At 67.2% G+C, this 24,352-nt stretch carries 22 protein-coding genes; 3 read left to right on the top strand and 19 right to left on the bottom strand.

Going from position 1 to position 24,352, the window contains the following annotated elements:
• Nucleotides 1-78: 78 nt before the first annotated feature.
• Entirely contained in the window at nt 79-780 is a 702-nt protein-coding gene (lexA, locus tag ER13_RS05325; protein ID WP_008264265.1) for a transcriptional repressor LexA, read from the top strand.
• Here lexA and ER13_RS05320 read toward each other — a convergent pair.
• Nucleotides 761-2,869, bottom strand: a complete 2,109-nt coding sequence (locus ER13_RS05320) for a ComEC/Rec2 family competence protein (RefSeq protein WP_035307368.1) — start codon at nt 2,867-2,869, stop codon at nt 761-763. The two genes, lexA and ER13_RS05320, sit on opposite strands and share 20 nt — an antisense overlap.
• A gap of 67 nt (nt 2,870-2,936) precedes the next feature.
• Here ER13_RS05320 and gltX point away from each other — a divergent pair, with 67 nt between their 5' ends.
• Nucleotides 2,937-4,352, top strand: a complete 1,416-nt coding sequence (gltX, locus tag ER13_RS05315; RefSeq protein WP_035307366.1) for a glutamate--tRNA ligase — start codon at nt 2,937-2,939, stop codon at nt 4,350-4,352.
• A gap of 66 nt (nt 4,353-4,418) precedes the next feature.
• The gene (gene gltA, locus ER13_RS05310; protein ID WP_008261264.1) at nt 4,419-5,720 is read left to right on the top strand and encodes a citrate synthase; all 1,302 of its coding nucleotides are present in this window, start codon (nt 4,419-4,421) and stop codon (nt 5,718-5,720) included.
• A 79-nt stretch (nt 5,721-5,799) separates the two neighbouring features.
• Here the strand turns inward: gltA and lpxB are convergent, their stop codons facing one another.
• The 18 genes from lpxB to dnaE form a co-directional block, all read right to left on the bottom strand.
• Nucleotides 5,800-6,969 carry a lipid-A-disaccharide synthase gene (gene lpxB / locus ER13_RS05305; RefSeq protein ID WP_035307363.1) on the bottom strand — a complete coding sequence of 390 codons (1,170 nt, stop codon included), beginning with the start codon at nt 6,967-6,969 and terminating at the stop codon, nt 5,800-5,802.
• Nucleotides 6,966-7,805, bottom strand: a complete 840-nt coding sequence (locus tag ER13_RS05300) for an LpxI family protein (RefSeq protein ID WP_035307360.1) — start codon at nt 7,803-7,805, stop codon at nt 6,966-6,968. The genes lpxB and ER13_RS05300 overlap by 4 nt, the downstream gene beginning before the upstream one ends.
• Nucleotides 7,802-8,590: an acyl-ACP--UDP-N-acetylglucosamine O-acyltransferase gene (gene lpxA / locus ER13_RS05295; RefSeq protein WP_035307358.1), complete on the bottom strand. Its 789-nt coding sequence runs from the start codon at nt 8,588-8,590 to the stop codon at nt 7,802-7,804. Before lpxA ends, ER13_RS05300 begins: the two co-directional genes overlap by 4 nt.
• Complete coding sequence (gene fabZ / locus ER13_RS05290) at nt 8,590-9,066, bottom strand: 3-hydroxyacyl-ACP dehydratase FabZ (protein WP_035307355.1); 477 nt, start codon at nt 9,064-9,066, stop codon at nt 8,590-8,592. Before fabZ ends, lpxA begins: the two co-directional genes overlap by 1 nt.
• 2 nt (nt 9,067-9,068) lie before the next feature.
• A complete protein-coding gene (gene lpxD / locus ER13_RS05285) occupies nt 9,069-10,082 on the bottom strand; it encodes a UDP-3-O-(3-hydroxymyristoyl)glucosamine N-acyltransferase (protein ID WP_035307352.1) in 1,014 nt (337 codons plus the stop codon).
• Between the two features lie 7 nt (nt 10,083-10,089).
• The gene (locus ER13_RS05280) at nt 10,090-10,695 is read right to left on the bottom strand and encodes an OmpH family outer membrane protein (RefSeq protein WP_035307349.1); all 606 of its coding nucleotides are present in this window, start codon (nt 10,693-10,695) and stop codon (nt 10,090-10,092) included.
• Nucleotides 10,696-10,731: 36 nt separating this feature from the next.
• Complete coding sequence (bamA, locus tag ER13_RS05275) at nt 10,732-13,137, bottom strand: outer membrane protein assembly factor BamA (RefSeq protein ID WP_197019730.1); 2,406 nt, start codon at nt 13,135-13,137, stop codon at nt 10,732-10,734.
• A 38-nt stretch (nt 13,138-13,175) separates the two neighbouring features.
• Nucleotides 13,176-14,393 (bottom strand): RIP metalloprotease, encoded by a 1,218-nt coding sequence (locus ER13_RS05270; RefSeq protein WP_035307345.1) that lies wholly within the window; start codon nt 14,391-14,393, stop codon nt 13,176-13,178.
• A 24-nt stretch (nt 14,394-14,417) separates the two neighbouring features.
• A complete protein-coding gene (gene dxr / locus ER13_RS05265) occupies nt 14,418-15,614 on the bottom strand; it encodes a 1-deoxy-D-xylulose-5-phosphate reductoisomerase (protein WP_035307342.1) in 1,197 nt (398 codons plus the stop codon).
• Nucleotides 15,611-16,432 carry a phosphatidate cytidylyltransferase gene (locus ER13_RS05260; RefSeq protein ID WP_035307340.1) on the bottom strand — a complete coding sequence of 274 codons (822 nt, stop codon included), beginning with the start codon at nt 16,430-16,432 and terminating at the stop codon, nt 15,611-15,613. Before ER13_RS05260 ends, dxr begins: the two co-directional genes overlap by 4 nt.
• Nucleotides 16,432-17,190, bottom strand: coding sequence for a polyprenyl diphosphate synthase (gene uppS / locus ER13_RS05255; RefSeq protein ID WP_035307337.1), 759 nt, complete (start codon nt 17,188-17,190; stop codon nt 16,432-16,434). Before uppS ends, ER13_RS05260 begins: the two co-directional genes overlap by 1 nt.
• Nucleotides 17,191-17,227: 37 nt before the next feature.
• Nucleotides 17,228-17,785 (bottom strand): ribosome recycling factor, encoded by a 558-nt coding sequence (gene frr / locus ER13_RS05250; protein WP_008263615.1) that lies wholly within the window; start codon nt 17,783-17,785, stop codon nt 17,228-17,230.
• A 39-nt stretch (nt 17,786-17,824) separates the two neighbouring features.
• Nucleotides 17,825-18,559 (bottom strand): UMP kinase, encoded by a 735-nt coding sequence (gene pyrH / locus ER13_RS05245; RefSeq protein WP_008263497.1) that lies wholly within the window; start codon nt 18,557-18,559, stop codon nt 17,825-17,827.
• A gap of 129 nt (nt 18,560-18,688) precedes the next feature.
• On the bottom strand, nt 18,689-19,630 hold the full coding sequence (gene tsf / locus ER13_RS05240; protein WP_008260965.1) for a translation elongation factor Ts: 942 nt from the start codon (nt 19,628-19,630) through the stop codon (nt 18,689-18,691).
• Between the two features lie 149 nt (nt 19,631-19,779).
• On the bottom strand, nt 19,780-20,688 hold the full coding sequence (rpsB, locus tag ER13_RS05235; protein WP_008264289.1) for a 30S ribosomal protein S2: 909 nt from the start codon (nt 20,686-20,688) through the stop codon (nt 19,780-19,782).
• A 223-nt stretch (nt 20,689-20,911) separates the two neighbouring features.
• Nucleotides 20,912-21,508 carry a DUF4142 domain-containing protein gene (locus ER13_RS05230; protein WP_035307336.1) on the bottom strand — a complete coding sequence of 199 codons (597 nt, stop codon included), beginning with the start codon at nt 21,506-21,508 and terminating at the stop codon, nt 20,912-20,914.
• Between the two features lie 96 nt (nt 21,509-21,604).
• Nucleotides 21,605-22,003 carry a DUF3224 domain-containing protein gene (locus ER13_RS05225; protein WP_035307333.1) on the bottom strand — a complete coding sequence of 133 codons (399 nt, stop codon included), beginning with the start codon at nt 22,001-22,003 and terminating at the stop codon, nt 21,605-21,607.
• A partial coding sequence (gene dnaE, locus ER13_RS05220; protein WP_035307330.1) for a DNA polymerase III subunit alpha occupies nt 22,003-24,352 on the bottom strand: 2,350 nt, incomplete at its 5' end. The genes dnaE and ER13_RS05225, both read right to left, overlap by 1 nt.

Genomic DNA, 24,352 nt, shown 5'->3' with positions numbered 1-24,352 from the left:
AGGAAGGAACACTTACAGAACATCGTCAATGTTCACGGCCCGTTCCGATTCGAGGAAAGGGCTTATGAGGGCCTGGCGATGCTCACGCGCAAGCAGCACGAACTGCTGATGTTCATCCACGAACGGATCCAGGAGACCGGCGTCTCCCCCTCGTTCGACGAGATGAAGGAGGCGCTGGATCTGGCGTCCAAGTCGGGCATCCACCGGCTGATCACGGCGCTGGAGGAACGCGGCTTCATCCGCCGCCTCGCCCACCGCGCCCGCGCCCTGGAAGTGACCAAACTGCCGGAACAGGCCACCGCCGGCGCACCGCGCGGCCGGGCCGGCTTCAAGCCCGACGTCATCGAAGGCGGCGGCGGCGCGCCACGCCCCGCTGCGGTCTCGGCCGCCAACGACACCCGCGAACTGCCCCTGCTGGGCAAGATCGCCGCCGGCACCCCCATCGCCGCCATCCAGCACGAGCAGGAGCGCCTGTCGGTGCCCGAATCCATGCTGGGCAAGGGCGATCATTACCTCCTCGAGATCGAGGGCGACTCGATGATCGAGGCCGGCATCCTGAACGGCGATCTGGTGGTCATCCGTCGCGGCGACACGGCCAACAACGGCGAGATCGTCGTGGCCTTGGTCGAGGGCGAAGAGGCCACGTTGAAGCGTCTGCGTCGCAAGGGCGGCTCCATCGCCCTGGAACCCGCCAACCGCAACTACGAGACCCGAATCTTCGGCCCCGACCAGGTCGAGGTTCAGGGCAAGCTGGTCGGCCTCATGCGCCGCTATCACTGACGTCCGGATCCGGCTGACGCGCCCAGGGTCGATCCCCGCGCACGTCGGCCGTCCACACCGCCTTCCAGCGGTCCGATCCGTCGCGCCACAGCTCCACCGCCCCGCCGCGCGTGAAATCAACGCCGTCGACCACGAGACGGCCGTCGCATGAGGCTGGCAGGGCGACGACCGCAGCCCGCACGCTGACGACGGACGCCGCCCGACACAGGTCGGTCATCTGATCCGTGTCGGGCGCGTCCCGCCCCCACCACAGGGCGACCGGCCCGGCTTCCGGCGTCTCCGGCCGACAGGAAGACCGGTCGCACGTCCAGCCCGCCTCCGGCCGATCCGCCGTCGTCAGGCCCCGCCGCCGCGACCACAGATCGACGGCGAAGGCGCGCACGCCGGGCCGGATCACGACAGCCTCCAACTGGCGATGAAAGGCGGCGTTGGTCCCCCCGTCTCCGATCCAGAGATCCGGCGTCGGCGCCCTGGGCCAGACCAGAACCGCCGCCGCCAGCGGCAGGCCCAGCCACCTCAGCCGCCCCTGCCACAGACAGACGAACAACACCCCCAGAAAGGCGATGGGCAGAACATAGTCCGGCGCGCTAGCCACTGTCCGCACCGCGCCCGGCAGACGGGCGGTCCAGCCCCCGATCGCCAGCATCAGATCGACGCCCCACCCCGCCACGGACAGGAAAGGCCCGCCAAGGCCCAAGGGCTCCAACGCCGCTCCCAGAGCCAGAGCCGGCATCAGGACGAAATCCGCGACCGGCGCCGTGCCCAGATTGGCAAGAAGCCCGTACATGGCCGTGCGGTTGAAATGCTGCATGGCGAACGGCCCGGTCGCCAGTCCCGCCACGACGCTGGCCGCCACCGCCGCCGTCAACCAGCCGCCGAACCTCTGCGCCGCCACGATCGGCCAGGGCGCCGAAATCTCTCGCATCCGCTGCGGCCAGACCTCGACCAGGGCCACCAGGGCCGCCGTGGCCGCAAAGGACATCTGAAAGCCCGGCGTGACGATGGCCTCGGGCTGGATGGCCAACACCACAAAGGCCGCCACAGCCAGGCCATGCATCGTCACCGCCTGCCGATCCAGCAGTATGGCCAGAAAGGCGATGGAGGCCGTGATCGCCGCCCGCTCGGCCGGCGGCGGCGCGCCCGACACGACCAGATAGGCGCCGACCGCCGTCAGTCCGGCCAGGGCCGCGACCTTCTTGCCGGGAACCCGCAACGCCAGCCACGGCCAGGCCGCCACGCCCAGTCGGGCCGCGAAAAAGACGAAGCCGCCGACGATGGCCATGTGCAGGCCCGACACCGACAGAATGTGCGCCAGGCCCGAATCCCGCATCACGTCCATGTCCTCCTGGCTGATCCAGGTCTCATGGCTGGTGGTCATGGCCGCCGCGATCCCGCCCGTCCGCTCGCCCAACCGCGCCACAATCCGTTCGGCCAGGGCGTAGCGGGCGCTGTTCACCGCCATTTCCAGGCGCAGGCGCCACGGCGCCGACGGCAGGTCGAGCCGTCGCGTCTCCCCCAGGGCGAAGGCGATCCCGCCCATGCCCTGGAAAAAGGCGTTGCGGCCGAAGTCATAGGCGCCGGGGCTGGCCGGCGCGGGCGGCGGATTGAGAATGGCGAACAGACGGACCGCTTCGCCGGGCCGGGGCGGGTCGCCCCGCACCGTGGCCCTGAGCCGAACCGGCGTCTGGTCCGGCGCCAGCCCCCGAATCCAGACCGGCGCGACCACGATCCGCGCGCCCCTCTGGCCGGGGCTGTCCACATCCACCACCCAGGCCTCGATCACCGTCGCTTCGCCCAGGGCTGGAGCGATGGGCGCCGCCACCATCTCCGTGCGGATCTTGGCCGCCGCCAACCCTCCGGACAGACAGGCCAGCATCATCAGCGGCCAGGTCAGGCGCCGCGCCCATCCCCGTCGTCGCGCCGCCATCCAGCCCGCGCCGGAGACGATCGCCCCGAGCAGCAGCGGCCACAGGGCCGGCTCCGACCGCAGGGCGAAATAGATCGCCCCGCCTCCGCCAAAGGCCACCGGCGCCCACAGCCGCCATCTCAGCCTCTGCACCGCAGCCTCGTCCTCCAACCAGGCCCGCAATCGCGCGCCGGGGGTAGGCTTTGTCGTCTCGGGGCGTATAAGGGCCTCGCTTACGGACCCTTCCCCCATGACCTCACCTTCCTCGACTGTCGTCACGCGCTTCGCCCCCTCGCCGACAGGCTATCTGCATATCGGCGGGGCGAGAACCGCCTTGTTCAACTGGCTGTACGCCAAACGACACGCAGGACGTTTCCTGATCCGGGTCGAGGACACGGACCGCGAGCGGTCCACCGACGAGGCCGTCAAGGCCATCTTCGACGGGCTGAGCTGGCTGGAGCTGTTCGCCGACGAGGAACCGGTTTTCCAGTACAGCCGCGCCGACCGCCACCGCGAGGTGGTGGACCAGTTGCTTGAGACCGGCCACGCCTATCGCGATTTCACCACGGCCGAGGAAACCGGCCGACTGCGGGACGCCGCCAAGGCCGAACGTCGCGCCTTCGAGTCGCCGTGGCGCGACCGCGCGCCGACCGTCGACGACCTGGCCCTGCCTCACGTCGTGCGTTTTCGCCGCCCGCAATCCACGACCGTGACCGTGGCGGACGAGGTTCAGGGCGCGGTCAGTTGGTCGACGAACGATCTCGACGACCTGGTCCTTCTGCGCTCGGACGGGGCCCCGACCTACAATCTCGCCGTCGTGGTCGATGACCACGATATGGGCGTGACCCACGTCATCCGCGGCGACGACCACCTGAACAACGCCGCGCGCCAGAGCCTCATCTACGACGCCCTGGGCTGGATTCGGCCGACCTTCGCCCACATCCCGCTGATTCACGGCCCCGACGGCGCCAAACTGTCGAAGCGCCACGGCGCCCAGGCGGTCCATGAATACGCCGAAATGGGCTATCTGCCCGAGGCCATGCGCAACTATCTGGCCCGGCTGGGCTGGGCCCATGGCGACGACGAACTGTTCAGCGACGCCCAGGCGGTGGAATGGTTCGACCTGGCCGGCATCGGCAAGGCCCCCGCCCGGCTCGATTTCGACAAGCTGGCCCACGTCAATTCCCACTGGCTGCGTCTCGCGGCGGACGAACGCCTCGCCAAGCTGACCCTGGATGTCCACCTGCAACGCGGTCGCGTCATCGCCGAAGACGACGAGGCCAGGCTCCAACGCGCCATGCCCTTCGTCAAGGACCGCGCCAAGACCGTGCTGGACCTGGCCGACCAGACCGAATTCGTGCTGAAGAGCCGCCCCCTCGCGCTGGACGACAAGGCGCGCGTCCTGCTCTCGGGCGAAACCCTGGACCGCCTCGGCCGTCTGCGGGACCGGCTGACGCTGTTCCAGTCCTGGGATGTCTTCGCCCTGGAAGCCGAGCTCAAGAGCTTCGCCGAATCCGAAGAGGTCGGCTTCGGCAAGATCGGTCCGCCGGTGCGAACGGCCCTTACCGCAGGGTCAACTTCACCCGATATCGCGCGAACTTTGTCCGCTCTTGGGCGCGACGAAAGTCTCGGGCGCTTGGATGATGCGCTGCAACAGACTAAGTGATCACCCACAACCAAAAAAGCGGCCGACGCCTCCCCGCGCCTGGACGTGTGATGCAAAGGGGCATTCATGACTGAACAAGCCAAAACCGCCGGCTCGGCGACCCTGTCCTTCGAGGGCAAGACCATCGAGCTTCCGGTCCTTTCGGGCTCCACCGGCCCGGATGTCATCGATATCCGCAAGATGTACGCGGGTACGGGCGCCTTCACCTTCGACCCGGGCTTCACCTCCACCGCCGCGTGCGAGTCAGCCCTGACCTATATCGACGGCGACGCCGGCGTGCTTCTGCACCGCGGCTACCCGATCGACCAGTTGGCGTCGAAGTCGAACTTCGTGGAGGTCTGCCACCTGCTGCTGCACGGCGAACTGCCGACTGCGGCGCAGTACGAAAAGTTCGAAAACAGCATCACCATGCACACGATGCTGCACGCCCAGTTCGACCGCTTCTTCGAGGGCTTCCGCCGCGACGCCCATCCCATGGCGATCATGGTCGGCACCGTGGGGGCCCTGTCGGCCTTCTATCATGACAGCCTGGACATCCATGATCCGGTCCAGCGCGACATCTCGGCCATCCGCCTGATCGCCAAGATGCCGACCATCGCGGCCCGCGCCTACAAGTACCACGTCGGCCAGCCGTTCATCTCGCCGCGCAACGACCTGTCCTACGCCGAGAACTTCCTGCGCATGTGCTTCGCCGTGCCGGCCGAGGACTATAACGTCGATCCGGCCCTGGTTCGCGCCATGGACCGCATCTTCACCCTGCACGCCGACCACGAGCAGAACGCGTCGACCTCGACCGTCCGCCTGGCCGGTTCGTCGGGCGCGAACCCGTTCGCCTGTATCGCCGCCGGCATCGCCTGCCTGTGGGGCCCGTCGCACGGCGGCGCCAATGAAGAGGCGCTCAACATGCTCAAGGAAATCGGCACGCCCGACAAGATTCCCGAGTTCATCCAGGGCGTGAAGGACCGCAAGTACAAGCTGATGGGCTTCGGTCACCGCGTGTACAAGAACTACGACCCGCGCGCCAAGGTCATGCAGCAGTCGGCCTATGAAGTCCTGGCCGCCACGGGTCGCGAGAATGATCCGCTGTTCCTGGTCGCCAAGGAGCTGGAGAAGGTCGCCCTGTCGGACGAATACTTCACCTCGCGCAAGCTGTTCCCGAACGTCGACTTCTATTCGGGCATCACCCTGTCGGCCATGGGCTTCCCCACCACCATGTTCACCGTCCTGTTCGCTCTGGCCCGCACTGTGGGCTGGATCGCCCAGTGGCAGGAAATGATGGCGGATCCGTCGCAGAAGATCGGCCGTCCGCGCCAGCTCTACACGGGCCCGACCCAACGCGATTATGTGGCGATCGACCAGCGCGGCTGATCGAGCACCACAGGCCTGAAATGCAAGACGCCGGGGAGACATCCCCGGCGTTTTTGTTTGTGGGGCGGCCGCCCCGAGATCAGCCGCCCCGCTTGGCTTCAATGACTTGCAGGACCGCGTCAGCGGCCAGGGCCGACGGATCCGGGCCGCCGCGGCCCATCAGATCCAGCGCCGCGGTCTGACGCCGCGCCTGATCGGCCGCCGCCTCATGGTCGGCCAGAAGCCGTTGGACCGCAGGCGCCAGGATATCCGGCGACGCTTCGTTCTGGATGAACTCGGGCGCGATGCGCTCGTCGGCGGCGATATTGAACAGGGTGATGTGTTTCGCCGTCACCACCCGCTTCATCAGCTCATAGCTGAGCGCGCCGATCCGATAGGCGATGACCATCGGCGTTCCGGCCAGCGCCAGTTCCGTCGAGACCGTTCCGCTTGTGGCCAGGGCGGCCGTCGCGGCCCGCATGGCGTCATATTTCTCGGCCTCATCGACCAGATGGACCCGAAACGGCCAGGCGGCGACGCGGCTGGTGACATCCTTGGCCACGGTGCCCGCAGCCACCACGGCCACAGCCAGACCGGGATCGGCGGCCTTCAACCTGCGGATCGTGGCCTCATAGACGGGCGTCATGCGTGCGATCTCGGCGGGCCGACTGCCCGGCAGGATCAGCAGCAGTTTTGCATCGGCGGCGATTCCCCGCCGTGCGCGGAAGGCGGCGCCGTCCGCGCTGTCCATATCCACATGCAGGGCCGAAGACCCGACGACCGTCGTGGGCAGGCCCGCACGCTCGAACCAGGGCGCATCGAAGCTGTACAGCGCCAGCAGGTGATCCACGGCGCCCGCCAGGGTCTTGGCCCGACTGGGGCGCGACGCCCAGACCTGGGGGCCGACATATTTGATCAGCGGCACGTCCGGCCGGGCGGCGCGGATCGCCTCGGCCACCCGGATGGTGAAGCCCCAGCTGTCGATCAGCACCACCGCGTCCGGCTGTTCACGCGCGGCCAGGGCCGCCGTCTCCCGAACCCGGCGCCGGACCATGCCATAGGCGCGCAGGCCCTCGATCCAGCCCAGGATCGACAGTTCGGCGATATCAAACGGACTGACCACGCCCTCCGCCGCCATGCGGGGGCCGCCGACGCCGACGAAGCTCACCGTGTCGCCAAGCCGCTTCCGGAGCGCCTGGGCCAGGCCGGCGCCGAGCGCGTCGCCCGAGGCCTCGGCCGCCACCAGCATGATCTTCAACGGACGGCTCATCGGTCTTCCCCCCAGACGAACAGACCCAGCCGGTCCGCAGCCGCCACTATAGCCGGACGGTCGATCAGGATCAGCCGCCCGGTCACGCCGGCGATGCCCGCCAGGCCCGCCGCCGCCGCCAGCTCGACCGTGCGCGGCCCGATCACCGGCATGTCCACACGCAGGTCCTGGATCGGCTTGGGCGCCTTGCCCAGTGCCCCCTTGGGGGCTGACGCCGAACCGCGGAGATCGGCCGGCAGGCCCGCCACCCGGTGCAACATGGCGTCTGTGCCCTCCTGGGCCTCGACCGCCAGCACCAGCCCGTCGCAGACGACCGCGCCCTGACCGATGTCCAGTTCGCCCGATTTTTCGGCGACATAGAGCGCCTTTCTCAGATCGGCGATCTGCTCCGGCGTCGGCGAAACCGCGCCCAAAGCCCCCGACGCCAGGGTTTCGCCGCCCAGGATGTCATCGGCGCCTTCGACCGCGAACCCTTCAGCCTCGAAGATCGACAGGATCTTGCGCAACAGGGCGTCGTCGCCTTGCGTCGCCGCAGCGACGATCCCCGGCAACAGGGTCGCGCCCTTGAAGTCCGGCTTCAGGCTCTTGAAGTCGGGTCGGTTGACGATGCCCGCCAGACAGACGGTCGTGCAGGCCTCCGCCTTCAGCGCCTTTAGTATGGCCCCGATCTGGGCCATGCCGAACTCGGCGCCCGGCCAGCGGGTCAGATGGGGGTCGGCGAACCCGGCCAGACGGATGATGAAGACCGGCCGCCCCTCGGCGTCGCACCGCGCCGCCACGGCCGCCGGCAGGTCGCCGCCGCCGGCGATCAGGCCCAGCTTTCCGGAAGGGCTCATTCCGCGTTCGGCAGACACAGCGGACGCCGCCCGCCGTCGCGGATGAAGGCGATGATCTCCATGATCTCGGGCAGGTCGGCATAGGCCTGGGCCACGCCGTCGATCCGGCCGGCGAACTCGCCTTGGCCCTCGAACAGATCGCGATAGGCAGCCAACAGCCGCCGCACCTGGTCCTTGCCGTAGCCCTTGCGCTTCAGCCCGATCAGGTTCAGCCCGCGCAGCCGCGCATGATTGCCCCAGGCCGAGCCATAGGGGATGACGTCGCGGGTCACGGCGGCCAGACCGCCGATGATCGCCCCCTGCCCTACACGGCCGTTCTGGTGGACGGCGCACAGCCCCCCCAGGAAGACCTTGTCGCCGATATGAGCATGGCCGCCCAGGGTGGCGTTATTGGCCATGACCAGATTGCTTCCGACCACGCAGTCGTGGCCCACGTGGGCGCCGGTCATGAACAGGTTGTTGGAGCCGACGACGGTCACGCCCGTCCCCTGCGGCGTGCCCCGGTTGAAGGTGCAATGCTCGCGGATCAGGTTGTTCTCCCCGATCTCCAGCCGCACCGGCTCACCCTTATAGCCGTTGTGCTGCGGGTCGCCGCCGATGACGGCGAACGGATGGATCGTCGTTCCCGCCCCGACGGTCGTATCCTGCTGAACCACCACATGGCTGACCAGACGCACGCCCTCGCCCAGGACCACGTTCGGCCCGACGGTGCACCAGGGCCCGACCTCGACCCCGTCGGCCAGGGTCGCTGTGGCGTCGATCAGGGCGGTGGGGTGGATGGTCATCAGGCGGCGGGCTCTGTCGCTGGAGTGGGCACGGTCACGACCATGGCCATGAATTCGGCCTCGGCGGCCAGTTTGCCGTCGATGAAGGTCTCGCCGCGGAACTTGTAGGCGTCGCCGCGCGCCTTGATCACCTTGACCTCCATGCGCAGCTGGTCGCCCGGCCGCGCCGGTTTGCGGAAGCGCACGCCGTCGATGGACATGAACATGATGACCTTGTCGGCCACGGCCACGTCCAGGGTCTTGGACATCAGCAGGGCGCCGGTCTGGGCCATGGCCTCGACGATCAGCACGCCGGGCATGACCGGATCGATCGGGAAATGCCCCTGGAAGAAGGGCTCGTTATGGCTGACGTTCTTGACGCCGACGATGGAGGTCCGGGGCACGAAATCCTCGGCCTTGTCCACCAGCAGGAAGGGGTAACGGTGCGGCAGCCGCCGCATCACCTCGGCGTAATCGATCTTGCCGTCTTCGCTCATCCCTATGATTCCTTCGGGGCCTTCTTGGAAGAGGCCTGTTTGGCGAGCCAGATGGTTTCGCGCAAGAACTGTCGGATCGGACGGGCCGGATAACCGGACCAGGTCTCGCCCGCCGGAATGTTCGCCAGCACCCCGGCGCCGGCCGCGACCCGCGCGCCTTCGCCGATGGTGATGTGATCGCCGATCCCCGCCTTGCCGCCGAAGATGACGTTGTCGCCGCTGGTCACGGAGCCGGAAATCCCGGTGTTGGCGGCCATCAGATTGTTGCGGCCGATGACGCAGTTGTGGCCGACCATGACCAGATTATCGATCTTGGTGTTTTCGCCGATGACCGTGTCGTCATAGGCCCCGCGGTCGATGCAGGAGTTGGCGCCGACCGTCACCCCGTCCTGCAGGATGACGCGGCCCAGCTGGGGAATATCCATGGCGCCGGCGGCCGTGCCGGTGGCGCCGAAGCCCGCCTCGCCGATCCGCGCGCCGGCGTACAGTTTCACCCGGTCGCCGATCAGGGCGAAGCCGACGGTGACGTTCGAACCGATGACGCAGTCGCGGCCGATCTGAACGCCCGGACCGATGACGGTGTTGGCGCAGATGCGCGTGCCGCGTCCGATGCGGACGCCCTCGCCCAGCACGACGCCCGGCTCGATGACGACGCTGTCGTCCTCGGCCGCCTCGGAGGCCTGGATAGCCCGGTCCAGCGTCACCGGACGGTGCAGCAAGGCCGAGGCCATGGCCCAGGACGCCTGGGGCGTGCGTGAGATGATGACGGCGGCTTCCGCAGGCGCCGACGCCACGGCTTCGGCCGGCACGATCACGCAACCCGCTCGGGTCCCCGCCAGCGCCGCGGCGAATTTGCGGTCGCCCAGAAACGCGATCGCGCCCCCGTCCGCAGAGGACAGGGGCGCGACCGAGGCGATGGTCCGGTCCCCGCCCCTCTCGACCTCGCCCCCGATCTGGGCCGCCAGTTCGGCGACGGTCAGAGGAGACAGGGTTTGAAAGAAGCGGGTGTCGGGCATGTCGAACTTAGTTGGCGGCGGCCGGCTGTTGCGACTGCTGGGCCGGGACGGCCATACGGTTGAACGACAGGGTCGGCAGGGCCGTGTTCAGGCGCTGGATCGCCGTATCGGTCAGATCCATGGCCGGGTTCATCATGAAGACGCTCTCGCGGTCCAGCAGCAGGCCGCAGCCCTTCTCCTGGTACAGGGCGGTCAGGATCGGCGACACGGCCTCGGTGATGGCCTGGCGTTGCATGGCCAGGGTGTAGCGCAGTTCGTTTTCGCGCGTGCCTTCCAGCTGTTGCGCTTCCTGGGCGCGCTGCTGCAGGGCCTGACGGCGCTGTTGCAACTGGTCGGCCGGCAGGCTGGCGCCCGAGGTCTGAAGCTGCTGGGCTTCGGTCTGAAGCGCGGTGGCGTAGGGCTGGAGTTCGCCCTGAACTTCCTGCGCCAGTTGCTGCATGCGCGCCTCGACGGCCTGGCCGGCGGCCGACTGGGCCAACAGACGAGCGTTGTAATAGACGCAGACGCCCGGGATGACCGGACCGGGGTTGGCGGGCGCAGCGGCCTGTTGGGCCGAGGCGGCGGTGGCGACCAGGGTGGCGGCGGCCGTGGCGGCGATGATCAGAGCTTTCATGGGACTTCCTCGTGCGTGCGCTTTTGCGTCGCGGGCTTAGAACTGGGTGGAGGTCGAGAAGCGGAAGGATTCCGTCTTGTCGTAGTCTTCCTTGGACAGGACCTTGGAGATGTCGAACCGGATGGGGCCCATCGGCGATTTCCAGTGGATGCTGACGCCGGCCGACGCCCGCAGAGACAACTCATCGGCGATATTGGTGTTGACCGTGCCGGTCGTTGTCAACTTGTAGCGATCATCCAGCACGCCCAGGGTGCCGACGTCGGCGAACAGCGAAGTCTTGATGCCGTACTGCTCGGGCAGATAGTTCGGCAGGGTCAGTTCGACGGTGCCGATGGCGTAGAAGTTGCCGCCCAGGGCGTCGGTCGTCCGCAGGTCGCGCGGCCCCATCCCGGCGGTCTCGAAGCCGCGGAAGCTGTTGCCGCCCTTGAAGAAGCGGTCGTTGATCCGGATCGGATCGCCGTTCCAGCCGCTGACATAGCCGGTCGAGCCCTGGACGCTGACGACCCAGCGCGGCGAGAAGCCATAGTACCAGGCTGCGTCGGCTTCGGTCTTCACATAGTTCACGTCGCCGCCGAGACCGGCCAGGTCCTGACGCAGCGAGCCCGACCAGCCGCGCGTCGGGCGAACCGGGTCGTTGGTGTAGTTCATCTGAAGCGTATAGCCGACGGACGAGTTGATATAGCTGCCGACCTGGTCGCACAGGGCCGAAGAACCGCTGCCGGTCGCGTTGCAGTAGCCGGTCGGGACGATGATCTCGTCCGATTTCAGGAAGTAGCGGGTGCTGAGCAGCATATTGCCGTTCAACGGATAGGACAGGCGCAGGCCGCCGCCGGTCGAACGGTAGTCGTAGGACGAATATTTGCTCAGGTCATATCGCGAGTGGAACAGATCCCAGCCCGCCCGAAGGTCGCGGCCCAGGAACTTGGGTTCGGTGAAGCGGAAATCGACCTGCTGACGCAGCGAGCCCCATTCAAGACGCGCGACGACGTTCTGGCCGCGCCCGCGGAAGTTCCGCTCGGAAATGCCCAGGTTGACCGTGAAGGAGTCGACCGAGCTGAAGCCTGCGCCGACGGACAGTTCCCCGGTCGGCTGTTCCTGGACGTTGACGTTGATGACCGAACGGTCGGGCGCGCTGCCGCGCGTTTCCTCGATCGTCACGTCCTTGAAGAAGCCGAGCGCGCGCAGATTGTTGCGCGAGCGCTCCATCAGGGCGCGGTTGAAGGCGTCGCCTTCGGTCAGCATCAGTTCGCGGCGGATGACCGGGTCGATGGTTCGGGTATTTCCGACCACATTGATGCGGTCGATATAGACGCGCTGCCCCTCGGACACATTGAAGGTCACGTCCACCGTGTCGGTGTCGGGGTTGGCGCGATAGGTCGGATTGATCTCGACGAAGGCGTAACCGGCCGAACCGGCGGCGAAGGTCAGGGCGTCGACCGCCTGTTCGATCTTGTCGCTCTCGTAGAGCTGGCCTTCGCGGATCGGCACAAGCGCCTTGAGGAATTCGGCGTTGAGGCGGTCATTCTGGGTGATGACGTCGACCTTGCCGAAGTTGTACTTGTCGCCCTCGTTCAGGGTCAGGGTCAGCTGGAACGCCTGATCGTCAGGCTGCAGCTCGGCCACCGACGAGACGATGCGGAAGTCGTAGTAGCCGCGGTTCGTATAGAATTTCCGCAGCTGCTCCTGGTCGTAATCCAGGCGGTTCGGATCATAGTTGTCGTTGCTGGAGAAGAACTTCCACCACTGCGACCGCTCGGTCACCATGACGCCGCGCACGTCGTTGTCGGAAAACGCGTGGTTGCCCAGGATGTTGATGGCGCTGATGCCGGTCTGGGGGCCTTCGTTGATCTCGAAGATCACATCGACGCGGTTCTGTTCCAGCTGAACCAGTTTCGGCGTCACGGTCGCCGAGATGCGGCCCTGCAGGCGATACAGTTCGACGATGGCGCCGACATCTTCCTGCACCTTGGCGCGGGTGTAGATGCCGCGCGGCTGAAGCGTGACTTCCTTGGTCAGCTTGTCCTGCGACAGGGCGCTGTTCCCCTCGAACACCACCTGGTTGATGATCGGGTTCTCGACGATCTGGACGATGAGGTCGCCGTTCTGCACGCCCAGCTGCACGTCGGCGAACAGGCCGGTGCGTGACAGGGTGCGAACCGCGACATCCAGAACGGCGGCGTCGACCGTGTCGCCGGGGCGGATCGGCAGATAGGACAGGACCGTGGTCTGGTCGATCCGCTGCGCGCCCTGAACCAGGATGCGATTGACCGTCAGCGACTGGGGCGCGGCGATCTCGACGCGCGGCGGCTGTTCGCCGGCGGGCGCGGGCGCCGCAGGAGCCCCTGCAGTCTGGGCCAGGGCCGGGGCGGCGAAGCCTGCGGCGACAGCCAGCGCGAGGAGGCTGGATCGGGCGCCCAGTCGGACGGCGGCGCGTGATGTCATGTCGTTCATTCTGGAAACCATCGGGGGCTGGCGTCGGCTCACGAGACGAGCCCGCCGAGGAATTGGAAGATGTTGAGCTTCTGTAGGTCGTTCCACGTCGCGAACAACATAAATCCCGCCAGAAGCGCAAGACCTGCGCGATAGCCCATCTCCTGATACCGCGCCGCAACGGGCCGCCGCACTATGGCTTCATAGCCGTAGAAAAGCAGATGTCCGCCGTCCAGCACAGGGATGGGCAAGAGATTTAGAAAGCCGATTCCGATCGAAAGTATGGCGGCGAAGGTTGTCAGGGTGAGCAGAAGGTTGATTGCGATGGCCTCGGGCGCCGGATTGGCCTCCACCGCCGCCGTCGTCAGCGAACCGGTCGCCTTGGCGATGCCCAACGGACCGCTGAACTGGTCGCCCGACTCCCGACCCGTCGCCAGACGCCCCAGGTAGGTCAGGGTCGAACCGACGACGTCGCGGGTCTGGCGCACGCCTTCGACCACGGCGTCCACAGGCCCATAGCGAACATGACGCAGATCGCCCGGCGCAGGCGCGAGCCCCAGGCCGATCCGGCCGACCTTGACCCGCCCGGCGATGGGATCGTTCTCTTCGCGACGCTCGGGAACGGCGGTCAGCTCCACCACCTGCTGCGCACGTTCGACGGTGAATCGAACGGGATCGCCGGTCGACAGCATGACGGTGCGCGTCACCTCTCCGCCGTCCTTGATCGCCTTGCCGTTCACCCCTGTGATCAGGTCGCCGACCTGGAAGCCGGCGGCGGCGGCGGGCGAACCGGCCTGGACCTGGGCCACGCGGGCGGGCCGTAGTTGCGCGCCCACGCTCATGAAGACGATCGCGAAAATGGTGATGGCCAGCAGGAAGTTGGCGGCGGGCCCGGCCACGACGATCAGGGCGCGCTGCCAAACCGGCTTGAAGTGGAAATAGTCGCGCTCAGCCCCCGGCCCGCTCTCGGCGATCACCCGCTGGCGCAGCTCGGCCAGGCCCGCCTGATCCGGCACGCTGGAAGCGTCCAGATCGCCCGAGAATTTGACATACCCGCCCAACGGCATCCAGCCGAACCGCCATTCGATGCCGTGCCGGTCGGTGCGGCTGAAGATCGCCTTGCCGAAACCGATGGCGAAACGGTCCACCTTCACGCCGAAGGCGCGGGCGACGAGGAAGTGACCCAGCTCATGAATGGTGACGATGAAGGTCAGCACCAGCAGGAACGGCACGATGTAGATCAGGATCTGACCCAGAGCGCCCAGCATTGTAAAATCGTCTCCCCTGGCCGATCAGGCCGCGTTCGCCAGTCCGGCGATTATGGTTCCGGCCATCAGACGGGTCTGGGCGTCGACCGAAAGGGCCGCGCCACAGGCGTCTCCAGAGCCGAAAACCATCCCCGCCTTCGTCGCACGATCAAGGGTTTCGGCGACGACTGCGGCAATATTGAGAAAGGCCAGCTTGCGGTCAAGAAATGCAAAGGCCGCGACCTCGTTGGCGGCGTTGAACACGGCGGGCGCCGCCCCCCCTGCCTGCAAGGCCTGACGCGCCAGATCCAGGGCCGGGAACCGCGCCAGATCGGGCGCTTCGAACGTCAATCGCCCCAGAGCCGCCAGGTCCAGCTTCGGCGCGGGCCAGGCGATGCGATGGGGCCAGGCCAGGGCGCAGGCGATCGGCGTGCGCATGTCCGGCGGCCCCATCTGGGCCAGAGTCGAACCATCCACATATTCCACAAGGCTGTGGATGATCGATTCGGGGTGGACCACGACGTCGATCCGCTCCGCCGGCATGGCGAACAGATAGGCCGCCTCGATCATCTCCAGGCCCTTGTTGGCCATGGTGGCGCTGTCGACCGAAATCTTGGCCCCCATGCTCCAGTTCGGATGGGCGACGGCCTGTTCGGGCGTGATCCCGGTCATCTGGGCGCGCGGGGTCTGGCGGAACGGCCCGCCCGAGGCGGTGAGCACCAGTTTCGACACCTGCTCGGGCGCATCGGCCGGAAACACCTGGAAGATGGCGGAATGTTCGGAATCGACCGGGATCAGCCGCCCCCCGGCCCGTCGAACGCGCTCGATCAGGGCCGGGCCGCAGCAGACCAGGCTTTCCTTGTTGGCCAAGGCCAGGATGGCGCCCGTTTCGGCCGCCGCCCAGGCCGACTTCAACCCTGCGGCCCCGACGATGGACGCCATGATCCAGTCGGCCGGCCGCGTCGCCGCCTCCACAATGGCGTCCTCGCCCGCCGCCGCCGCCACGCCGGTTCCCGCCAGGGCGTCGCGCAGATCGGTCAGCCTCTTCGGGTCGGCCGTCACCGCCAGTTTCGGCTTCCAGCGCCGCGCCTGCTCGGCCAGTTTGGCGATATTGGCGCCGCCCGTCAGGGCCTCGACCTCGAAGGCCCCCGTGCCGGTGGCCTCAGCCTGTTCCATCAGGTCCAGGGTCGACGAGCCGACCGAGCCGGTAGAGCCCAGAACCGTGACGCGGCGACGGATCAAGACGCGCCCTTTTCCATCAGAACCACCAGCAGACGTCCCGCCGCCACCACCACGACCGCGAACATCAACCCGTCCACCCGGTCCAGCAGGCCGCCGTGGCCGGGGATGGTGTTGCCCGCGTCCTTGACGCCGAACCGGCGCTTGAGCCCCGACTCCCACAGATCGCCGCCCATGGTGGCCAGCGCGGCCGCGAGGCCCAGGATCGCGCCCCAGAAGACGGTCAGGCGGCCCATGTCGAACCAGGCCGTCAGCGCCGCACCGGCGACCGCGCCCGCCAGAATGCCGCCGACGAAGCCGGACCAGGTCTTGTTGGGCGAATAACGCGGCCACAGCTTCGGCCCGCCCAGGGTCGAACCCGCCAGATAGGCCAGGATGTCCGCCGACCAGGTCACGGCGAAGACAAGCGCCGTCCAGTGCAGACCGACCGCGCCGTCCCCGTCGCGCAGCCAGATCAGCAGCACCGAGGGCCAACCCAGATAAAGCACGCCATAGGCCGCATCCACGGCCTGCTGGCCTCGGCTTCGGGCATAGAGCCCCGCGGCGGCGGCGCCGAACACCAGGATGACGAAGGCGACCGACATGACGCCGAAATAGGCGCTGACGACGGCGGCCACGACGGCCAGGGCCACCGCGAAACCGACGGGACGCGGAGCCTTGGGCGCGCTCATGGCGCCCCATTCGAAGGCCAGGACGACACAGGCGGCCAGCATCAGCGCCAGGAACCAGACGCCCCCAAACCAGGTGGCGGCCACCGCCGCCGGCGCCAGGACGGCGGCCGAGGCCGCCCTCAAGGCGATATCCCGCCCCTTGACCGCCATCAGGCCGACACGCGCGCAGGCGCGTCCTCTCGCCCGCCGTAGCGGCGTTCGCGTTGAGCGAAGGCGGCGACCGCCTCCCCCAGCGCCTTCGGCCCATAGTCGGGCCACAGGATGTCCTGGAACACCAGTTCGGCGTAGGCGGCTTCCCACAGCAGGAAGTTCGACAGGCGCTGCTCGCCCGAGGTGCGGACGATCAGATCCAGCGGCGGCGATCCCGCCGTGGCCAGGCCGGCGGCCAGGGTGTCTTCATCGATCGGCTCGACCGTCTCGCCCGCCAGCAGCCTTTGCATGTGGCGACGCGCGGCGTCGACCAGATCGGCCCGGCCGCCGTAGTTGAAGGCGACCTGAAGCATGAACCGGTCGTTGTGGGCGGTCTGGCGCTCGGCCTTTTCGATGATGGCGGCGATGTCGGACGGCAGTCCGTCGCGGCGGCCGAGAATGCGCAGGCGCACGCCCGCCTTCTCCAGCCGCGCCAGATCACTGGCCACATAGGTCCGCACCAGCCCCATCAGGTCCGAGACCTCCTCGGCCGGACGGCTCCAGTTCTCGGTCGAGAAGCCGAAGACGGTCAGGCATTCGATGCCGAAATCGGGCGCGGCCTGGATCGTGCGCTTCAGCGCCTGGACCCCCTCGCGATGTCCCATGGCGCGCGGCAGGCCCCGGGCGCTCGCCCAGCGGCCGTTGCCGTCCATGATGATGGCGACATGGCGTGGTCCATCGGAACGCGAGCTCGAAGGCGCGGCGCGGTCTGCCGTCATCTGTCGTTCCGTCCCTTCAGACCCAAGCCGTTCCGCCTCAGACCTGCATGATCTCTTGTTCCTTGGTCTTCAAGGCCTCGTCGATGCGCTTGATGGCGGCGTCCGTCTCCTTCTGGATGTCCGCCTCCAGCTTCTTCTGTTCGTCCTGGCTGATCTCGCCGGCCTTCTCGGCCTTCTTCAGATCGTCGTTGGCGTCGCGGCGCACGTTGCGCACGGCGATCTTCTGCTGCTCGGTGTACTTGCCGGCCAGCTTGACCAGGTCCTTGCGGCGCTCCTCGGTCAGCGGCGGCACGGGGATGCGCAGGGTCTGTCCGTCGACGATGGGGTTCAGGCCCAGGTTGGCGTTGCGAATGGCCTTTTCGACCGCGACCACCATGCCCTTGTCCCAGACGTTGACGGAGATCATCCGCGGCTCGGGCACGCTGATGGCGGCGACGGCCGACAGCGGCGAGGCCGATCCATAGGCCTCGACCCGCACGGGCTCCAGCAAGCCGGCGTTGGCGCGTCCGGTGCGCAGCCCGCTGAACTCTTCCTTCAGCGCCACGACCGCCTTCTCCATGCGGTCGCGATAGGTTTTCACTTCGGGCTTGGCCATGGTCTTGGTCTCTCTTGTCTTAAACGGATCGTCGAACGATCAGGCGCGGTCCTGGATGATGGTGCAGGTGCCCTCGCCGGTCAGGGCGCGGCGCAGGGAGTCGTCTTCGCGGATCGAGAAGACCACGATCGGAATACCCGTGTCGCGCATCATGGCGATGGCGGAAGCGTCCATCACCCGCAGATCCTGGGCCAGAACCTCCTGATAGGTCAGGGTCTCGTAGCGGGTCGCGGTCGGATCCTTCTTGGGGTCCGCCGTATAGACGCCGTCAACGCTGGTGCCCTTCAGCAGGGCGTCGCAGCCCATTTCGGCCGCGCGAAGGGCGGCGCCCGAATCCGTCGTGAAGAAGGGCGCGCCGACGCCGGCGGCGAAGATGACCACGCGGCCCTTCTCGAGATGACGCAGGGCGCGGCGGCGGATGTAGGGTTCGGCGATGGCGGCCATCGGAATGGCGCTCTGCACGCGGGTCGAGACGCCGATCTTCTCCAGCGCCGACTGCATGGCCAGGGCGTTCATGATGGTGGCCAGCATGCCCATATAGTCGGCCTGGGCGCGCTCCATGCCCGCCGCCGCCTTGGACAGGCCACGGAAGATGTTGCCGCCGCCGATCACCAGACAGATTTCCACGCCCTCGGCCGCGACCTGGGCCACGGCCTTGGCCACGGTGTCCACGGTCTTCATGTCGACGCCGAAGGCCTGATCGCCCATCAGGACTTCGCCGGAGACCTTGAGCAGGACGCGCTTGTAGCGAAAATTGGCGGGGGCGTCGGGCATGCGGCGGGGGTCCGTTTGAATGCGGCGCCTTTTGAATCAGGCGACTTCTTATAGACGAAGGGCGCGCCGGCCATCAAAGCCGAACGCGCCCTTCTGATACAAAACCCTCACGAATGAGGGGAAGACTGCTTAGTTGCCGCCCATCATCGAGGCGACTTCCGACGCGAAGTCGGGGCCTTCGACCTTCTCGACGCCTTCACCCAGCGCCAGACGGACGAAGCCGGCCAGGTGCAGGTTGGAGGAGCCCAGTTCCTTGGCCGAGTTGGCGACCAGCTGTTCGATGGTCACGTCCGGGTCCATGACGAAGGGCTGCTTGGACAGCACCACGTCCTTCTGGAACTTGTTGATCTGGCCTTCCACGATCTTGGCGATCATGGCTTCGGGACGGCCTTCTTCCTTGGCCTTTTCGGTCAGGACGGTGCGTTCCTTCTCGATGGCGGCGGGGTCCAGGTCGTCCGTGTTCAGCGACAGCGGCGCCGTGGCGGCGACGTGCATGGCGATCTTGCGGCCCAGTTCGCGCAGGGCGGTCTTGTCGCCCTCGCCTTCCAGAGCGACCAGCACGCCGATACGGCCCACGCCCGGCGAAACCGCGTTGTGGACATAGGTCGAGACGACGCCTTCCGACACCGACAGGCGGGCGGCGCGGCGCAGTTGCATGTTCTCGCCGATGGTGGCGATCATGTTGGTCACTTCGTCCTGGACCGTCTTGCCGGCTTCCAGTTCGGCGCCGTGCAGGGCCTCGACGGTGTGATGCTCCAGGCCCAGCTGGGCGAACGACTTGGCGGCGTTCTGGAACAGTTCGTTACGGGCGACGAAGTCGGTTTCCGCGTTGAACTCGATGGCGGCGGCGACTTCGCCCTTGCCGTCTTCCTTGGACGCCACGGCGACCAGGCCCTCGGCGGCGACGCGGTCGGCCTTCTTGGCGGCCTTGGACAGGCCCTTGGCGCGGAGCCAGTCGATCGCTGCTTCGATGTTGCCGTCGTTTTCGACCAGCGCCTTCTTGCAGTCCATCATGCCGACGCCCGAACGCTCGCGAAGTTCCTTCACGAGGGCGGCAGTGATCTCGGCCATGTTCTTCTCCTTGGGGGATTCGTATGTGGGAACGGCCGGGCTGATTTAGCCCGGCCGTGTGTCAGTTCAACGCACGGCCTTCTGATTGACGCTCAAGTAGCGAGCCGCCGCGCGGCAAGCGTAGCGTCAAAAGGAGGGCCGTCGGGCGATCAGCCCGTGGCCTTCTCGGTTTCGACGGCGTCGTTCGCTTCCGAAGTGGCGGCCTGAGCAGCTTCATCGGCGACAGCCGGTTCAGCGGCGGCGACCAGTTCAGCGGCGACGTCTTCCGTGCCGGCCGGAGCGGCGTCGGCTTCGACCGGGGTCGAGGCTTCACGCAGCATGGGCTCTTCCGGATTGATCGCAGCGCCCAGGTCCACGCCCGAGGCCGAGGCGCCGGCGGCCAGACCGTCCAGGACCGCGTCGGCGATCAGGTCGCAGTAGGTCTGGATGGCGCGGGCGGCGTCGTCGTTGCCGGGGACCGGATAGGTGATGCCGTCCGGGTCCGAGTTGGTGTCCAGGATGGCGATGATCGGGATGTTCAGCTTGCGGGCTTCCTGGATCGCGATCGCTTCCTTGTTGGTGTCGATCACGAACATGATGTCCGGGATCGAACCCATGTCCTTGATGCCGCCCAGCGACAGCTCCAGCTTGTCCTTCTCGCGCTGCAGGTTCAGCAGTTCCTTCTTGACGCGGCCTTCGCCGCCGTTCTCGAGGATGCCTTCCAGTTCACGCAGACGGGCGATCGAGCCCGAGACGGTGCGCCAGTTGGTCAGGGTGCCGCCCAGCCAACGGTTGTTCATGTAGTACTGGGCGCAGCGCTTGGCGGCTTCGGCGACCGGCTCGGAGGCCTGGCGCTTGGTGCCGACGAACAGGACGCGGCCGCCCTTGGCGGCGACGTCGCGCACGGCCACCAGAGCCTGGTGGAACAGCGGCATCGTCTGCGACAGGTCGATGATGTGGATGTTCGAGCGCGAGCCGAAGATGTAGCGGTCCATCTTCGGGTTCCACCGGTGCGTCTGGTGGCCGAAGTGGGCGCCCGCTTCAAGCAGGGTGCGCATCGAGAATTCAGGCAGAGCCATGATCGTTCAGTCCTTTTTCCGATCAAACGTGGCGCGGGGGATTAAAGGTCACAAGACCCTCGGAATGGAGCGGATCGGGATGTCTCCCCGAAACGCGCCTCGCCCGCGTTGCGAAATGCGGGGGCCATGTAGGCGGGATAGGCCCGAATAGCAAGCGCCGCCTGACAAAACACAGAAGGCGGCCCCTTTCGGGACCGCCTGTCATGGGCAAAATTCGTCGCCCTTAGTTCATCGCATCCATCAGGGCCTGGGCGCGATCGCGGTGGGCCGTGATGGTCGGGATCAGCTCCCGAGCCAGACCGGCCAGGGCCGGGGCGTCGGTGTTGTCGTCGAAACCGTTCAGCAGGGTCAGGGTCTCGTTATGAGCGGCGACCTGCTGCTCCAGATAGACCTTGTCGAAATCAGCCGGCGTAGCGGCCTTCAGATTGTCGATCAGCCCCTGGCGACGTTCGTCCAGCGTGGTGGGCACCGTGACGTTCGGAGCCGCCGTCGCGACGACCGAGGTCATCTTCTCGCCCGCAGCCGTGTGATCCTTGTCGATCATGGCCGCCAGGGCCTTGACGTCGGCGTTGGTCGATTTGTCGGCCGCGACCTTTGCGGCCTCGATTTCATACATGTTGCCGACCGCAAGGCTGGTGACGAAGCCCTCGACGGTGTTGGCGCCCATGGTGGCGGCGGAGGTCTGGCCGACGACGCCGGAAGCGGCGTCCTGGGTCGCATTGACGGCTTCGTCGGCATTCTGGGCTGCGGTGTCGCCGCCCTGATTGCAGGCGCCGAGCAAAGCGACCGAAGCGACGCCGGCGAGAACGAGATTTTTCATTGGAACAGTCTCCCTTGTAGACTGAACCAACCCTTCACGGCTCAGGCGGTTCCGCAATTACAACAGCTTGACCATATGCAACCCACCCTCGGAGCGTCATTCAGGCAGGCTGTAGTCCAGGACATAACGATGCTCCCCGTCGGCGATGGTCAGGTGGAAGACCCCGCTTACTCCCGCCAGATCACCACTGCCTGAGCCCGGCACGATGGTGATCAGAAGCTCCTGCGACCCCGCGTTCATGACGCCGCGATGGACCATGGAGAAACCGCCCTGGCGACCGTTCAGCACGCCCGTCACCCGCTCCAGGGCGACATAGGCGCCGGACTGGCCGGCCATGATCCCCAGCATCTCCCCCACGCCGGTTCCTTCAAGATCGCCGTGGAAGGTCTTGGCGAGCTTCATTCGGCCGTGGGTGTCGGCGGGCGCGTCCGGCTCGGGCGCGACCGGCGTGATCTTGACCTCGAAGGTTCCGGCGGCGTGGGACAGCGCGGTCATCACGCCTCCTCCAGCATCAGGACGCCCGGCGCCGACTTCAGGGCGCCGCGCAGGGCGCCGTCCAGCCGGTAGCGGCCGGGAAGCTTGACCTCGACCTCCTGACGGCCTTCCAGCGAGGCGACCAGGGAGATTTCACCGCCCTTGCCGATGGCGCCGGAGCGGGCGCGTTCCAGCCGGGCCTTCAGGGCCTCGGCGTCGGCGGTGCGGGCCGAGACATGGATGCGCAGGCCGATGTTGGCGTCATCCAGAAGATTGTCCATCTGGCTGGCGTCGTCGCCGAAGAACCGCACCTCCCCTTCCGACGCCTTGGCGCGGACCCGCACCATGACCGAGGCGCCGGGCTCCAGCACCTCGCGGCATTTGCGCAGTTGTTCGGGCGGGAACAGGCATTCGAACTCGCCGGTCGGGTCCGAGAAGGTGACGAAGGCGAATTTCTCGCCGGTCCTAGCGCTGGCGCGTTCCTGCTTGCGGCGCACCACCCCGGCCATCTGGAAGGCCTCGTGGCCCGATTCCGCCAGGGGAATCGCCTCGGCGACGAAGGTGACGCGCTTGCGCTTCAGAGCCGAGGTCATCTCGTCCAGCGGGTGGCCGGACAGATAGAAGCCGACCGCCGACAGTTCATGGTCCAGCCGCTCGGGCCCGACCCAGGGTTCGACGCTCTTCAGCCGCGGCCGGCCGACATGGGCCTGGTCGCCGCCGAACAGGGAGACCTGGGACGAGGCGCGTTCGGCCGCAACGCTCTGGCAATAGGCCATCAGGACGTCGGCCTGTTCGACCAGTTGGCGGCGGTTGGGATGGATGCTGTCGAAGGCGCCAGCCTTGGCCAGGCCTTCCAGCGCCCGTTTGTTGACGCTGCGCGGATCGACCCGTTCCAGGAAGTCGAAGATGTCGGCGAAACGACCGCCGGTCTCGCGCACCTCGATGACGTGTTTCATCGCCTCGAGCCCGACGTTGCGGATGGCGCCCAGGGCGTAGAGGACCACGCCACGACTGTCGTCCCAGGCCACGTCGAAGTCCGCCGAGGACCGGTTCAGATCGGGCGGCAGCACCGGCACGTCGAACCGTTTGGCGTCCTGATAGAAGACCGCCAGCTTGTCGGTGTTCGACAGGTCCAGACTCATCGAGGCGGCGAAGAACTCGACCGGATGATTGGCCTTCAGCCAGCCGGTCTGGAACGAGATCAGGGCGTAGGCGGCGGCGTGCGACTTGTTGAAGCCATAACCGGCGAACTTGGCCACCAGGTCGAAGATCGAGCCGGACTGGGTCTCGGGGACGGTCTTCTCCAGCGCGCCCTTGACGAAGCGCGCCCGCTGGAAGTCCATCTCCTCCTTCTTCTTCTTGCCCATGGCGCGACGCAGCAGGTCGGCCTCGCCCAGGCTGTAGCCCGCCAGGATCTGGGCGATCTTCATCACCTGTTCCTGGTAGATGATGACCCCGTAGGTCTCAGTCAGCACCTCCTTCAGACTGGGGTGCAGATAATCGACCTCGGCCCGACCGAACTTCCGGTCGATATAGGTGTCGATCATCTCCATCGGCCCCGGCCGATACAGCGAGATCAGGGCGGTGATCTCCTCGATGGAGCCGCAGCGCATCTTGCGCAGGGTGTCGCGCATGCCCTGGGATTCCAGCTGGAACACCCCGACGGTCTGGCCCGAGGCCATCAGCTCATAGGTGCGGGCGTCGTCCAGCGGCAGGCCGTTCCAGTCCTGCGCCGCGCCGCGCCGTTCCAGATAGCCGCGCGCGCGGTCCAGCACGGTCAGGGTCTTCAGGCCCAGGAAGTCGAACTTCACCAGACCCGCCGGCTCGACCCATTTCATGTTGAACTGGGAGGCCGGAATGGTCGAGCGCGGATCCTGGTACAGGGGCACCAGTTCGACCAGGGGCCGGTCGCCGATGACGATGCCGGCGGCGTGGGTCGAGGCGTTGCGGTACAGCCCCTCCAGCTCCAGCGCCGTCTCCAGCAGGGTGCGGACCGCAGGTTCGGCGTCCCTGGCTTCCTTCAGGCGCGGCTCAAGGTCGATGGCCTGGGCCAGGGTGACGGGATTGGCCGGGTTGTTCGGCACCATCTTGCAGAGCCGGTCCACCTGGCCCAGCGGCATCTGCAGCACCCGGCCGACGTCGCGCAGCACGGCCCGCGCCTGCAGGGTGCCGAAGGTGATGATCTGGGCCACCCGGTCCTTGCCGTAGCGGTCCTGGACATAGTCGATCACCTCTTCGCGCCGCTCCTGGCAGAAGTCGATGTCGAAGTCGGGCATGGAGACCCGTTCGGGGTTCAGGAACCGCTCGAACAGCAGGCCGAACCGCAGCGGGTCCAGATCGGTGATGGTCAGGGACCAGGCGACCAGAGAG

This window comes from Brevundimonas sp. EAKA (assembly GCF_000698025.1).
Lineage (GTDB): Bacteria > Pseudomonadota > Alphaproteobacteria > Caulobacterales > Caulobacteraceae > Brevundimonas > Brevundimonas mediterranea_A.
This window is presented reverse-complemented; position numbering and strand designations above follow the sequence as displayed.